Below are 14,110 nucleotides of genomic sequence, written 5' to 3' on the forward strand. Positions count from 1 at the left end.
ATTACGAAGAAGAAAGTGATTAATTCAAAAAAAGCAGTAATGATAGGCTGTGGCTTTGTTGGTTCTGCATCGGTATTTGCTCTGATGCAGAGTGGCTTGTTTACAGAGATTGTCCTTATCGATGCAGATAAGAACAAGGCAGAAGGAGAAGCGATGGATATCAGTCATGGTATTCCATTTGCGAGTCCGATGAAAATATATGCCGGAGATTATGATGATGTGGCTGATGCTGCAATTGTTGTCATATCTGCCGGAGCGGGACAGAAACCGGGAGAGACAAGGCTTGATCTCGTAAATAAAAATGTAGCAATATTTAAGTCAATCATTCCTGAAATAGCAAAGAGAAATTTTGCAGGTATCATGCTTGTAGTTGCGAATCCGGTAGATATCCTGACTCAGGTAGCCATAAAGTTATCAGGACTTCCAGAAAACAGGGTTATTGGATCGGGTACTGTGTTAGATAGTGCCAGATTAAGATATAAGCTTGGTGAGCATTTATCTGTGGACAGCAGGAGTGTTCATGCATTTATAATAGGTGAGCATGGAGACAGCGAAGTTGTAGCATGGTCATCAGCCAATGTATCTGGTGTTCCATTAAGTGAAATGTGTGAAATGCGTGGACATTACAAGCACAAGGAAAACACGGCAGAAATAGCTACAGAAGTCAAGAACAGTGCTTATGCGATTATAAACAAAAAGCACGCTACATATTATGGAATTGCAATGTCTGTAAAAAGAATCTGCGAAGTGATTATGAGAGATGAAAAATCAATACTTCCTGTATCACACATGATTCATGGAGTATATGACATTGACGGAGTATCGTTAAGTATGCCAGCTATTGTAGGTGCAGATGGTATTGAGTCTGATATACCTATTAATTTAAGTGGCGAGGAAGCGTTAAAGCTTAAGGAATCTGCAGATTCATTGAAAAAGATTATGGAGACAATTGAATTATAAATTTTACACCTGGAAGGAGAAAAAGTCATGGAAGTAAGGTATTATATTTGTAAGCATTGTGGAAACATTGTTGAAAAGGTAAAGGATAAGGGTGTACCTGTAATTTGTTGCGGAGAATCTATGCAGGAATTAAAAGCCGGAGTGACAGATGCTGCTGTCGAGAAGCATGTACCTGTATATACGATAGAAGGCAGTCATGTTCATGTCGTGGTCGGGGAGACAAAACATCCAATGCTTGAAGAGCATTTCATTGAGTGGATTACATTAAATACAAACCAGGGAATATATAGAAAACAGTTAAATCCAGGGCAGGAGCCGGCAGCAGATTTTTGTCTTTGCGATGGTGAACAGGTAGAAGAAGTATATGCATATTGTAACCTGCATGGATTATGGAAATGCTAAAAGCATTTATACATATTAAGGTTACAGAACAACACAATGATGAGGTAGAAGATCAAGATGAACAGATTATGGGAACTTTAAAATATCTCACATAGCGGTTAGTTAATCACATTCTGTATGTCGATGGTCAAATTCCAAAAGGCTGATATAGTAAGAAAGGCTGTTATTTTTTAGAGAGTAGCAGCTTTTTTTATTTTGAATATAAAATATGACACATACACTTGACAATATGCATACATGGATGAAATAGGACATTTCTTACTAAAACAGTATGTTTATGGTATACTAGCTAGTAGTAATGCAGTTTCAACCGATATTACATATTATTATAAACAACAGCGTTAGAGCATTTATGTGATTGAAACATAGATGCTCTTTTTTTGTGCCCGTTGGGCAATGGATATGAATGTAACTTTAGGACATTTTGTCCAGAAGTTCAGATAGAGGAAATCAAGGAGGAACACGAGATGTGCATTAAAATGTGTATCTTATGGGTGAGAGCACCCACAGACAGAAGCAGCAGGAAAATATATAACAGGAGGACAGAACAATGGTCGATGAATTGACGCAGGAGTCGTTCCAGACAGGAAAGGCGATTGTGACTGTCAGCGTAGATCTGATTACTGCCATTGCGGATGCGTGTAAGCGGTCTGAACAGCAGAATCCAGGTATGAGCGAGAAACAGAAGCGGCAAGGTTGTCGATAAGGTAATGTCGAATTATAAGGAAACGCATGGCTCATTAAAGGGATTCAACCGATAGGGCAAAGATGTCACGCATATTGATGTGAATGATGAGCGAACAGCGGAGCTTTTGGAGAAAACCTGTAAGAAAAGTCATATTCCAATGGATATGAAAGAAGTAACGAGAGCGGATGGTTCCATCACGCATACTGCATTCTGTGAAGTGAAAAGCATAGACCAGATGGCAGCATTACTGAAGATGGCTTCCGAACAGGTACTTGAGGAGCAGAAGAAAATGACCAAGACACTTGTACTTTACGATGATAAGGGCAAGGAGGTCATGTCGGCTGACTTTGTAAATAATGGTGAGATAAATATGGACGATGTGCGCAATTTCAAAATAGTTGTGGTCATTGTGACCGCTGTCCAGAGCTTTGCCTAAGTATTTTCCGGGATATTTTATAATAAATTTATGGGTGGCGGTCTGTTAATAATCACTTTGATATTTTATAATGTAAGCATTGGTTGTAATTTAGTTGATCATGCAAAGGAGCTTGCAAAGCGGAGGGGGTGCAAGGCCGTCACCCTTGATTCCGGTCTTCCGCGGACAGGGGCACATGGCTTCTACGAACACTATGGATTTGAAAAGAGCTGTTATGGCTTTGAACTGATGATATAAATTATCTGAGGAGATTGGAAAGGAGACAAAATATGTGTACAGCGGCGACATATAAGACAAAGGATTTCTATTTTGGAAGAACGCTGGATTATGAATTCTCGTACGGCGATGAGATCACCGTGACTCCGAGAAATTATCCGTTTGAATTCAGATATATGGGCAGGACGGCACAGAACTTGCCAGATATCCGTTGCTGCAGGGGGAGAACATCAACTGGCAGAATTAAGTATCTGCTGCCCCCGGGACCCGGGAAATACCAGGAAATAACTTGGCGTTTTTATCTTTTTTTCTGCATTTTGTGAAAAATTTGTGCTGTTTTATGTAATGGTGGAGCCGGCAACTGCATGGTGCCAGTAGACATCGCAGAGCCAGTAGTCTGGATGATGACAGTGGTTGCACAAACATAGAAAAGTAGATTATAATATTGGAAAAGGACGTTGCCAGTGGCAATGTACGGAAGCCAGAGTTATATCTGTGATAAGGGAGAAAGGACGAGATATGGGCAAGTCAAAGGTTACAATAAAAGAGATTGCGGATATGGCAGGGGTGTCCATAGCTACAGTTTCCCATGTTATCAACAGGACAAGGTATGTAAGACCTGAGCTTGTGGATAAGATAGAGAAGATTATTGTAGAGACGGGATATCAGAATAAGATAGCAGATAAGGAGAGAAAACTGCTGGTTGGCCGAGAGTCTACGATCGTTGCAGTCATTCCGAACATTGAAAGTACGATATACAGAGATATGGTAGCTTATGTGAAGCAGCTTGTCAGTGTACAGGGATATCAGTTCCTTGTGGCGATAACAGACAATGATCTTAAGGAGGAGACACAGGTGCTTGCCGGACTTCTGGTCAACAAGAAGGTTGCCGGTATCATACATGCGCCGGTGAGCGATGTGGCAGCCAACTACACAAAGCTTATACAGTCAGGCGTTCCATTTGTCTGCGTGGAGAGAAATATACTTGGATCAGGGATAGACTCAGTTGAGTTCCGAGACAGGGAGGCTATATTTAAGGGCGCAGATTATCTGCTCGCGAGTGGACACAAGAATGTTTTGTTTTTCAGAGAGAGTACGGACAGTACCACCAGGGATGAGAGAACAAAAGGTTTCCTGAGTGCTCTGCAGAAATACAATATAAATACAAACGATGCGAATATAGTGGATGTAACACTGGAAAATGGCGAGGATGACTGTATGCTCGTCATCCAGAAGGCGCTCCGCAGATACAGGCCGACCGCAGTTCTTGCGGGGGGCAACAGAATAACGCTCTACCTCATGAAGACACTGAGAGATATGGGGATCGACTGTCCGGGAGAGATATCTGTGGTTGGGTTTGGTGATGAGAGCTGGTCAGAACTTACATATCCTCCGCTTACCATAATCAGAAGAGATGTGAAGGGGTTAAGCACCAAGGCAGTTGGAATGCTTTTTGAGAAAATCAACACAGGTGCGGTCATATCCCATGACTGCTATGCCGATGTGGAACTGGTTGTCAGGAAATCCACCAAGATGCTGGATAATGGACCATTTGGAGATAAGGCAGCTGCCCCTGATTCCGTGGTGCTGACGAAGGAGGAAAAACAGAGGCTGAAGGCAGGACATTTCAGAGTTGCCATATCATTCCATTACACAGGTACGTCATGGGCTGAGCTTCATGAGAAGGGTATCCGTGAGGAGCTTGAGCAGTTCGGGATAGATGTGGTGTCGGTTATGGATGCACACTTTGACTCGGAACTGCAGAATGCGCAGCTTGATGGAATAAGACTTCAGAAGCCGGACGCAGTTATAGCTATTCCGGCGGATGACAGCCGTACCAGAGAGAAGTTTCAGGAACTTTCCAAAGTGTCAAAGCTGGTGTTCATAAGCAATGTTCCGGATGGCATGTCCAAGAACAGCTATGTGTCCTGTGTATCAGTAAATGAGTCGGAGAATGGAACGAACACGGGAAGAATGCTGGGGGAATACTGCAAGGAGAACAAGAAAAAAAAGGCAGGTTTCATTATTCATGGTGCGGCATTCTATGGAACAAGAGTCAGGGATAACGCCGCTGAGAGGATAATCAAGGACAGTTATCCTGATATTGACATAGTTACGATTAGGAGTTTTGGAGAGATATCCAATGCATATCAGGTAGCCCGGGACGTGATAACTGCCAATCCTGAAATTGAGGCAATGTATGTGAGCTGGGATCGCCCGGCACTTCTGGTTATAAAGGCACTCAAGGAGCTTGGCAGGGAGGATGTGGCGGTGTTCACCACGGACCTTGATCATGGAATTGCCAGGTGCATGGAGGAAGGAATCGTCAAGGGACTCAGCACGCAGAGGCCATACGAGCAGGGAAGAGCGGCCGCGGCAGTTGTTGCCAAGTCCCTGGTAAGTGAAGAACAGCTTCCAAAGTATGTGGGAGTTCAGCCGTATCAGGTTGAGCCAAAACAGCTCAGGCTTGCATGGAAGGAAATCTTTCATGAGTCCATGCCGGACAGATTGAGGTGATATGACATCTTTAGTTAGTCCGTGCCGGACAGATTGAGGTGATATGGCAGCTTTAGTTAGTCTGTGTCGGACAGAGTTAGAAACTGTATCTTTTTATCTAAAAAAGAATCCGTTAGAGAGAAAATTGTATCTTTCTGGCGGATTTTTTGCGTTTATACACAAGAGACAAGGTGACAAGTAACGGGTGTCAATCATACACTACAAATCCCATAAGTATGACATCTGGCAAAATATTTACGTAAAAAATGATAAAAGATCCGCGAACCCTATAATACAATAGAGCCTTATTTGTGCAAAATGATGAATAAATAATAAATAAAACACTTGATATTGACAATAACCGACAAAGGTTATATCATCAAAACATGCAAGGGACGAAAAACAGTTTAAAATTTACGTAAATAAACCGGTTAAGAACAGTTTTTCGACAACGAGTTAGCAAAGAAAACACATGATAGTGGAGGTAAAAATTATGAGAAAATTTAAAAAGTTATTAGCAGTTGGAGCATGCCTGTGCATGTCACTCAGTTTACTGGCAGGTTGTGGATCAGGATCAGGAAACGCTTCGGGCAGCGGTTCATCTGATTCAGGTACAAAGCAGGAGAGCACAAAGTCATCTGACCTGTCATTTGCATTTTGTACAAACACACTCAACAATACATTCCAGAGTTCAATTGATGCCAAGCTCAAGGAGCTCTGCGATGCGAACGGAATATCATATACATGTCTTGATCCTGACTACGATCTGAACACACAGCTCAGCCAGTTATCAGACGTGGCAAATAGTGGATACGACGCAGTGTTCATCATCCCGGTTGATTCAGCAGGTATCACATCAGGTCTTGCAGAGATCAAGGATGCAGGAATCCCAATCTTCAATGTAGATACAGCAGTTATCGAGGATGACATAGAGAACTTCGTAACACAGTTCGTTGGAACAAATGCTTACATGGCAGGACAGCTTGTCGGTGAGCAGATGGCTAAGGATTATCCGGACGGAGCAGACATTGCGATCCTTGACTTCCCATCAAATGAGAGTTGTGTAGACCGTGTAAATGGTTTCCTTGACGGACTCGGTGATAACAAGGATAAGTTCAACATCGTAGCACAGCAGGATGGCGAGGCAGCACTTGATGCATCAATGAGCCTTGCAGAGGATATCATCACAGCAAACACAGATCTTCAGGCATTCTTCTGTATCAATGATCCTTCAGCACTTGGCGCTGCAGCAGCAGTTAAGGCAGCCAACAAGACAGGCCAGATTGGTGTATACAGTATCGATGCTTCACCAGATGGCAAGCAGGCACTCCTCGACGGCGAGTTCACAGCAGTTGCATGTCAGGTTCCTGTACAGATTGCTGAGTACGCATTCAACGCAGCACAGAAGTATGTGGGCGGAGATACAACGATCGACGAGAAGAAGGTATATCTTGACTCACACCTCGTACTCAAGGATGAGGCTGAGCAGACAGTTAACGATTGGCAGTAAGGCCGGATCGAAGCCGGCAGTAACAGCACGGGGCTGCCCCCGGCTGGACATACATGACACAACATAGGTGTATATAACACGGGAGAGACCGGGGATCTTAGATCTCCGGCCGAGATCCCGAAAAAGCAGGATAACAAAAGATCTATTTTAGAAACTTGGAGGTTTAATATGGGACAGACAGTTCTGGAAATGATAGGGATAAAGAAAAGCTTCTCCGGAATATATGCTTTAAGTGGCATCGACTTTTCCCTTGAGTTGGGAGAGGTACATGCACTGCTTGGCGAGAATGGTGCAGGAAAGTCCACACTGATCAAGGTCCTCGGCGGAATTTACCAGCCCGACAGCGGAATCATCAAGGTAAATGGCAAGGAGGTCAAGATCAACGGAGTTCCGGCTGCCAGAGAAAATGGTATAGGAATAATACATCAGGAAATCGTACTTGTTCCATATCTTTCGGTGGCACAGAATCTGTTTCTCGGCAGAGAGATAAGGACAAAGCTTGGAACGCTGGACTTTGCAGAGATGAACAGAAGAGCAGAGGAGATGATATCGTCCCTCGGTGTGAATATAAAAGCAGACACGATAGTAGAGAATCTGACCATCGCACAGCAGCAGATGGTGGAGATCGTCAAGGCGGTCTCATTCAACGGTAAGATCATAGTTATGGATGAGCCTACCTCATCACTCTCAAATGAAGAGGTGGAGCAGTTATTTGAGATCATTGAGAATCTCAGAAAGAAACAGGTAAGTATAATCTACATCTCCCACAGAATGGAGGAGCTCTTCAGGATATCTGATAGAGTTACCGTCATCAGGGATGGTGCATACGTAGGAACAAAAAAGACATCTGAGACCAACCCGAATGAGCTGGTTGCGATGATGGTAGGAAGAGATCTGGAGAGCTTCTATGCCAGGGATTACTGTGACATGGACAAGGCAGAGGTTGCTCTGGAGGTAAAGAACCTTTCGCAGACAGATGTCTTTGAAGATATAAGTTTTTCGGTACACAAGGGTGAGATCCTGGGATTCTCAGGTCTGGTCGGTGCCGGACGAAGCGAGATCATGGAGGCGGTATTTGGTGCCACACAGCCTACATCAGGCGAGGTGATACTCGGCGGAAAGCTGGTACACTTCAAGAATCCGATGCAGGCGATTAAGTCAGGCGTAGCCCTGGTTCCTGAGGACAGAAAGAAGCAGGGACTGGTGCTCGGCAACAGCGTGGCGTTCAACCTTACACTCTCATCCCTCAGATTCTATATGAATGGAATCGCCATAAGCGAGAAAAAGCGCGGTGAGGTCATAGACCATTATTCAAAGCGGTTGCGGATCAAGGCGGCGTCACCTGAGATCGAGGCGGGCAGCCTGTCAGGTGGAAATCAGCAGAAGGTAGTTCTGGGCAAATGGCTTGCAACCAAGCCGGATGTGCTCATTCTGGATGAGCCGACCAGAGGCGTTGATGTAAATGCAAAATTTGAGATATACACAGTAATCAATGAACTGGCAAAGGAAGGCATAGCGATAATCATGGTATCCAGTGAGCTTCCTGAGATCATCAACATGTGCGACAACGTATGTGTGGTCAGAGCCGGAAAACTCGTGAAGAAGCTGTCAAAGGACGAGCTCTCACAGGAAGAGATAATGAAATACGCTGCAGGAGGTATCGAATAATATGGGCGAGACAAAGAAGAATTCAAAAGCAACTTCTATATTAAAAAACAATCCCCTGACATCCATAGTCAAGGGCAACATAGGAATCATAGTGGTTCTGATAATCATGTGTGTGGCCGTAGCACTTGCCACAGACAAGTTTTTAACGACCAACAACATCATATCAGTGCTTAGACAGATATCGATCAACACATACATAGCACTTGGAATGACACTCATAATCATACTTGGTCACATTGACCTGTCAGTTGGATCGATAGTAGCTATGTCGGGAACTCTGACCGTAGGTTTTATAGTTAATCAGGGACTTCCTCTCGGCGTAGCAATAGCAGCAGGCCTTCTGGTCGGCACAGCGGCTGGCTTTGTAAGTGGTTTCATAGTAGCCAATTTCAAGGTGCCTGCATTCATCATCACAATGGCCATGATGAACATAGCAAGTGGTATAGCTTATGTCTACACAGGTGGACAGTCAACACGTATCACAAACAAGCTCTTCATCGAGATCGGTACAGGATATCTGTTCAATGTGATCCCACTTCCGGTAGTGTACATGGTAGTTCTCATCATACTGTTCAGCTTCATCCTCAGTAAGACAAAGTTCGGAACATACGTATACGCGATAGGTGGTAACCGCGAGGCCGCAAGACTTTCAGGTGTACCTATCAAGAAGATAGAGATCATAGTGTTTACAATATCAGGACTTCTCTCAGCATTCGCAGGACTTGTACTCTGTTCAAGAATGTACTCAGGCCAGCCTTCAGTTGGAAGCGGATACGAGCTTGATGCCATCGCAGCCTGTGTACTTGGCGGAACCTCTATGACAGGTGGTAAAGGAAGGATCAGTGGAACAGTATTTGGTGCCATGGTCATCGGAATCATCTCAAATGGTCTTAACCTTATCGGAGTGTCATCATACTGGCAGCTCATCATCAAGGGTCTCATCATCGCATGTGCGGTACTCCTTGATGGACAGAAGGGCAAGCTTGAGCTCCTCAAAAAGAAGAAACTTGCAGCAAACTAGTAGAAAGAGAGGAATGATAATATGGAGATTTTTAGAAAGATGTCCTTCGCGGATTCCACGGGAGATGCAATACCTTTCTACCACGAGGGCAAATATCATATATTCTCACTGACTTCCCCTCCGGGAACAACAGTGTACCCGGCAAGACTCAGAACAACATGGAGCCACAGTGTATCAGATGATCTGGTGCACTGGGAGGAGCTTCCTACAGCGCTCTATCCGGGCGAGGGCGACGAGCCGGATGCATCAGGAGTATGGACTGGATCAGTCATATACGGCGAGGGCAAATACCATGCATTCTATACAGGCTACTGCCTCACCGCAGAGTATCAGCAGACCATATGCCACGCTACAAGTGACGATGGAATCACGTGGGTGAAGGATGCAGCCAATCCGGTCATCACACCTATGATAGAGCTTTACGAGAAGCTTGACTGGAGAGATCCATATGTATTCTACAATGAGGAGGACAAATGTTACTGGATCCTCATATCAGCGAGAAGGTTGGATATGCCGATAACCAGAAGAGGATGTATAGTTCTCTACAGATCAAAGGATCTGGTCAACTGGGAATATTACGGACCGATATATTCACCGGGACACACCAACTGTCCTGAGTGCCCTGAGATGTACAAGATGGGAGACAATTGGTATCTCTCATACTCAAGATTCTCAGAATATGTAAATACAATATACAGAGTTGCAAAGTCACCATTTGGCCCATGGAGAAAGCCAAAGAAGGATGGCATAGGCGGAAGAAGATTCTACGCAGCCAAGTCCATGCAGGATGATGACGGCAGACGCTTCTACTTCGGTTGGGCTCACGACAGAGCAGACAGAAGCGACAGAGGTGAATGGTACTGGGGCGGAACATTCTGCGTGCCGCACGAGGTAGTTGCCACAGCGGATGGAGGACTTGACGTAAAGCTTCCAAAGGAATATGAGCATGTATTTGAGAAGCCTGTGGCATGGGATTACATCCCTGTACTTGGAAATGCAGAGCTTCACGGAGACAGACTGGTTGAGATGGATTCAGTAAGCACATGTACATACGGATTCCTTGGACACAACGAGGAGAGCTACATGCTGAAGTGCAAGATCATGCCTAGAGAGGTGTATGACCATTTCGGTATACTGCTCAAGTCAGACAAGGAAGCAAGCGGATGCCTTCTCCTTGAGTTCGATGTGGCCATGCAGAGAGTGTCATTGGTAAATCTTCCTATGGGAGTTGACCCGTTCTGGGTTCAGTCCTGTCAGGCTGTGCCTCCTGCAACGGAGCCGGGCCCTGATGGAGTCAGAGTGTGCGAGAAGACATTTGACATAACAGAGGGCAGCGAGATAGATGTGAAGATCATCGTTGACCATGATATGGTGGAGGTATTTGTCGGAGAACAGGTGGCATTTACATACAGGATATATGCAAAGCCTGAGTTTGAGACAGGACTTCTGGCACAGGATGCAAGAGTAGAATTCTATGACATAGAGATCACAGGAAAGTAAAATTCACAAGGAGGATCCAACATGGAAAAGAAATATGATGTTGTGGCTCTTGGTGAATTCCTGATAGACTTTACCCCTGCCGGAAGCACTGATTCCGGGATGAAGCTCTTCGAGCAGAATCCCGGAGGCGCTCCGGTAAATATGCTCACGGCAGTCAGCAAGGCCGGACTTAAGACCGCGTTTATAGGAAAGGTCGGGGATGACATGCATGGCAATTTCCTTATTGAGACGGCAAAGCAGGCAGGGATAGATACCAGAGGTATAGTTGTCGATGACACGGTATTTACCACTTTGGCATTTGTCACTCTGGATGAGAACGGAGAGCGTGAATTCTCATTTGCCAGAAAGCCGGGAGCGGACACAATGCTCTGTTACAAGGAAGTGGATGCCGACCTGCTAAGAGACACAAAGGTGTTCCATATAGGTTCGCTGTCTCTCACGGATGAACCGGCCAGAACCACCACATTCCAGGCGGTGAGAGAGGCGAGAAAATACGGAGCGGTGATATCCTATGATCCAAATTACAGAGAGCCGCTGTGGGACAACAGAGAAAATGCGATGGAGAGAATGAAGAGTATTCTCCCGTTTGTAGATATAATGAAGCTTTCGGATGAGGAGACGGCACTCCTCACACCATTTGAAGATCCGAAGGAGGCTGCGGAGTATCTCCTTGGAACAGGCGTCAGACTTGTTGCGGTCACCCTGGGAAGTGAGGGTGTGCTGATATGCAGCAGGGATGGCAGCAGAAAAGTTCCTGGATTTGTCAGCCATGTGGTCGACACAACCGGAGCTGGAGATTCGTTCTGGGGGGCATTTGTATCGCAGCTTATAAGGGCGGACAAGAGCCTGGAGGAATTCAGTATAGACGAGCTTGAAGAATTTGCAAGATATGGAAATGCGGTGGCGAGCCTGTGTGTCGAGAAGCGCGGAGGACTCAGATCGATTCCTGAAGAGAGCGAGACATTTGAGAGACTCGCAGTAAAGTAAGTGTACTACAATTTTTCACATAAAATTTTCCCTTAACCCTGAAGACCGGAGAGTTTCCGGTCTTCTTTTTTGTACAATCTAACATTTGGACAGTATAATCATTCAAAAGTGCATTGACTCATAATTCCATTTTCTATAATATGTGGTTGGTGAACAAAAAAATAATCATTGGTCCTGTGTCAAGATTTAGCACAAAATAAAATGAGAAGTTCTGCCAACTAAGCTGCCGGCAGAGAACATACCCTCTCATACATTTTTTCAAAGCCATTGCGAATAAGGCTTTTCTTAAGTGGGTGAAGGTTGATAAGAATGATTTAGATGGAGAAATAATAATGCAGATATTTGTTGATGCAGATGCGTGTCCGGTAGTGGACATTGTTGAGACGATCGCAGAAAAATATAATATACCAACTACACTTTTGTGTGACACGAACCATGTGCTGTATTCTGATTACAGTGAAGTTATAGTGGTTGGTGCCGGTGCGGATGCAGTAGATTATAAGCTGATCAGCATATGCCATAAAGGGGATATCGTAGTGTCACAGGACTATGGCGTTGCTGCTATGGCACTTGGTAAAGGGGCATATGCCATTCATCAATCCGGTAAGTGGTATACAAATGAAAATATTGACCAGATGCTGATGGAACGGCATCTTAACAAGAAAGCAAGGCGAAGTTCTCATAAGCATCATATGAAAGGACCGAGAAAACGTACAGAAGATGATGATTTACGTTTTGCTCAATCCTTTGAAAAACTTATACGGATGGCAAAGGCAAATGAAGGCAGTTCGAAGGAAAATGATGAACAAAGAAAATAGTTGCATGGCTATTTCTATATTGTATATTTGTTTGTAAAATGGAAAAATGAAGCTGAGAATGATGGCTGGTTGCTGATCATAGCGTGATATGATCATATATGAGCTTTTTGGACGGACAGAGTAAGAAGTATCAGGTTTCTACCAGTGGCAGTAATACTCTGACGGTGAAGATCTCGTCTTTTGCAAAGAACTGGAACTGACCATGATAGGAGTCGGCGATTGCGGCAATATTCTTAGTTCCGAATCCATGTCCTGTCTGTGTGGAGACAGGCATTCCATTTTGAAAAGAAACCGTTCCGATAAACGGATTGCTGATCTGGATCAGAAGTGTCTGATTCCGTTCAGCGAGCTGAACCTGTATGAATTTTTCCTTTGTATCGATCGATGCATGGAGCGCATTTTCCAGAGCATTTGACAAAATGGCACATAGCTTTGTGTCGGACAGAGGGAGTTCCGCAGGGATAGAAGCCTGAACCAGCAGGGAGATGCCCTCTGATTCCGCTTTTGTATCATAGGCGGACAGAAGCAGATTGATCAGCTCATTTGAACAGAAGCGTTTTGGAGTGATCGCATCTAAGTCGGATTGGACGGTTTGTATATAGTCCCGGATCTTATCCAGATTCCCGGTCCTTGCAAGTGCCTGCAAATAAGTAAAATGATGGCGCATATCATGGCGGTAGGAGGCTGCCTGTGTCTGCATGGTGCGCATATGATTCAGATCAATGGCAGCATGTGTAAGCTGCATATGAAGAGATTCTGCCAGGCGTTCTGCCTGTTCCTGTTCTTCCAGTTTATAATAATAATAAAAGATAAAAACAAAATAGAAAATGCAGCAGATGGACGGCATGAACTGAACTACAAATTCGTTGCTGGTATAAAGCATATCGGTATAAATCGTAGAGGCATAATCGAAAAGATAGTAGCAGAGCGGAAGAATGCCAAGAATATAGACGGATTTATTTGCTTTTGGCATAAAATGCTGTGCCAGATTTGCTTCATAGTGGTATAGGAAATAAAAGGTTACAAAGGCACATCCGACATAAACGATCGTATAGATGATCTTATTGTCAGAAAATAAGCGAACGGCCAGTCCGCACCAGAGAGGAATCTGGCAGCACATATAGGCAGTTAAGACACTGACGATTGAAGTGATCCATGAGCATTTGTATATCAGCCAGAGAAAAAGCACCAACGGAAGATGTACAACGACCGGATACAGCCCTCTGGAGATCTCCTGTCCGAAGACTGCGAAAGAAATGATCTGAAGTATTCCGTCGAGGGCACAGAAAACAGACAGAGAGAGTATATTTTTTCGGTTAAAAGGAACACCGGTAAAACATACGCTTGCTGCTGAACCAAAGAGGAATACGGTAATAAAATAAATACTGTCGCAGAGGAAGCTCATATC

The 14,110-nt window shown here is 44.5% G+C and carries 13 protein-coding genes and 1 pseudogene; 13 read left to right on the forward strand and 1 reads right to left on the reverse strand.

All coding sequences use genetic code 11. The features are described from left to right. Nucleotides 1-15 precede the first annotated feature (15 nt). From DXB77_RS06295 to DXB77_RS06355, 13 genes and pseudogenes are all read left to right on the forward strand, one after another. Nucleotides 16-960 carry an L-lactate dehydrogenase gene (locus DXB77_RS06295; RefSeq protein ID WP_118662847.1) on the forward strand — a complete coding sequence of 315 codons (945 nt, stop codon included), beginning with the start codon at nt 16-18 and terminating at the stop codon, nt 958-960. A gap of 27 nt (nt 961-987) precedes the next feature. Further along, nucleotides 988-1,362: a desulfoferrodoxin family protein gene (locus tag DXB77_RS06300; protein ID WP_118662848.1), complete on the forward strand. Its 375-nt coding sequence runs from the start codon at nt 988-990 to the stop codon at nt 1,360-1,362. A gap of 550 nt (nt 1,363-1,912) precedes the next feature. After that, nucleotides 1,913-2,068: a hypothetical protein gene (locus DXB77_RS13265; RefSeq protein ID WP_242997342.1), complete on the forward strand. Its 156-nt coding sequence runs from the start codon at nt 1,913-1,915 to the stop codon at nt 2,066-2,068. A 79-nt stretch (nt 2,069-2,147) separates the two neighbouring features. Beyond that, entirely contained in the window at nt 2,148-2,486 is a 339-nt protein-coding gene (locus DXB77_RS13270) for a hypothetical protein (RefSeq protein ID WP_226801023.1), read from the forward strand. 30 nt (nt 2,487-2,516) lie between these two features. Continuing rightward, nucleotides 2,517-2,723, forward strand: coding sequence for a GNAT family N-acetyltransferase (locus DXB77_RS13115; protein WP_226801024.1), 207 nt, complete (start codon nt 2,517-2,519; stop codon nt 2,721-2,723). A 32-nt stretch (nt 2,724-2,755) separates the two neighbouring features. Continuing rightward, nucleotides 2,756-2,884: pseudogene (locus DXB77_RS06320) on the forward strand (linear amide C-N hydrolase); the annotation flags it as partial. Nucleotides 2,885-3,221: 337 nt separating this feature from the next. Then, nucleotides 3,222-5,219, forward strand: coding sequence for a LacI family DNA-binding transcriptional regulator (locus DXB77_RS06325; RefSeq protein WP_118662849.1), 1,998 nt, complete (start codon nt 3,222-3,224; stop codon nt 5,217-5,219). A 472-nt stretch (nt 5,220-5,691) separates the two neighbouring features. Beyond that, complete coding sequence (locus DXB77_RS06330) at nt 5,692-6,708, forward strand: sugar ABC transporter substrate-binding protein (protein WP_117808616.1); 1,017 nt, start codon at nt 5,692-5,694, stop codon at nt 6,706-6,708. A 168-nt stretch (nt 6,709-6,876) separates the two neighbouring features. After that, nucleotides 6,877-8,376, forward strand: a complete 1,500-nt coding sequence (locus tag DXB77_RS06335) for a sugar ABC transporter ATP-binding protein (RefSeq protein WP_118662850.1) — start codon at nt 6,877-6,879, stop codon at nt 8,374-8,376. A gap of 1 nt (nt 8,377) precedes the next feature. Next, nucleotides 8,378-9,397 carry a ribose ABC transporter permease gene (rbsC, locus tag DXB77_RS06340; RefSeq protein ID WP_008402271.1) on the forward strand — a complete coding sequence of 340 codons (1,020 nt, stop codon included), beginning with the start codon at nt 8,378-8,380 and terminating at the stop codon, nt 9,395-9,397. A gap of 21 nt (nt 9,398-9,418) precedes the next feature. Next, entirely contained in the window at nt 9,419-10,897 is a 1,479-nt protein-coding gene (locus tag DXB77_RS06345; protein ID WP_008402272.1) for a glycoside hydrolase family 32 protein, read from the forward strand. A 21-nt stretch (nt 10,898-10,918) separates the two neighbouring features. After that, nucleotides 10,919-11,884: a carbohydrate kinase gene (locus tag DXB77_RS06350; protein WP_117808615.1), complete on the forward strand. Its 966-nt coding sequence runs from the start codon at nt 10,919-10,921 to the stop codon at nt 11,882-11,884. A gap of 332 nt (nt 11,885-12,216) precedes the next feature. Then, complete coding sequence (locus DXB77_RS06355) at nt 12,217-12,702, forward strand: YaiI/YqxD family protein (protein WP_117808614.1); 486 nt, start codon at nt 12,217-12,219, stop codon at nt 12,700-12,702. Nucleotides 12,703-12,832: 130 nt separating this feature from the next. Here the strand turns inward: DXB77_RS06355 and DXB77_RS13275 are convergent, their stop codons facing one another. Beyond that, nucleotides 12,833-14,107: an ATP-binding protein gene (locus DXB77_RS13275; RefSeq protein WP_243100153.1), complete on the reverse strand. Its 1,275-nt coding sequence runs from the start codon at nt 14,105-14,107 to the stop codon at nt 12,833-12,835. Nucleotides 14,108-14,110 lie beyond the last annotated feature (3 nt).

Source organism: Clostridium sp. OM05-9, assembly GCF_003481465.1.
GTDB lineage: Bacteria > Bacillota > Clostridia > Lachnospirales > Lachnospiraceae > Coprococcus > Coprococcus ammoniilyticus.

Excerpts from the sequence above, each read along its gene's own strand:
- DXB77_RS06300 (WP_118662848.1), top strand. The coding sequence starts at position 988 with ATGGAAGTAAGGTATTATATTTGTAAGCATTGTGGAAACATTGTTGAA.
- DXB77_RS13265 (WP_242997342.1), top strand. The coding sequence starts at position 1,913 with ATGGTCGATGAATTGACGCAGGAGTCGTTCCAGACAGGAAAGGCGATT.
- DXB77_RS13115 (WP_226801024.1), top strand. The coding sequence starts at position 2,517 with ATGGGTGGCGGTCTGTTAATAATCACTTTGATATTTTATAATGTAAGC.
- DXB77_RS06325 (WP_118662849.1), top strand. The coding sequence starts at position 3,222 with ATGGGCAAGTCAAAGGTTACAATAAAAGAGATTGCGGATATGGCAGGG.
- DXB77_RS06330 (WP_117808616.1), top strand. The coding sequence starts at position 5,692 with ATGAGAAAATTTAAAAAGTTATTAGCAGTTGGAGCATGCCTGTGCATG.
- DXB77_RS06335 (WP_118662850.1), top strand. The coding sequence starts at position 6,877 with ATGGGACAGACAGTTCTGGAAATGATAGGGATAAAGAAAAGCTTCTCC.
- rbsC (WP_008402271.1), top strand. The coding sequence starts at position 8,378 with ATGGGCGAGACAAAGAAGAATTCAAAAGCAACTTCTATATTAAAAAAC.
- DXB77_RS06345 (WP_008402272.1), top strand. The coding sequence starts at position 9,419 with ATGGAGATTTTTAGAAAGATGTCCTTCGCGGATTCCACGGGAGATGCA.
- DXB77_RS06350 (WP_117808615.1), top strand. The coding sequence starts at position 10,919 with ATGGAAAAGAAATATGATGTTGTGGCTCTTGGTGAATTCCTGATAGAC.
- DXB77_RS06355 (WP_117808614.1), top strand. The coding sequence starts at position 12,217 with ATGCAGATATTTGTTGATGCAGATGCGTGTCCGGTAGTGGACATTGTT.
- DXB77_RS13275 (WP_243100153.1), bottom strand. The coding sequence starts at position 14,107 with ATGAGCTTCCTCTGCGACAGTATTTATTTTATTACCGTATTCCTCTTT.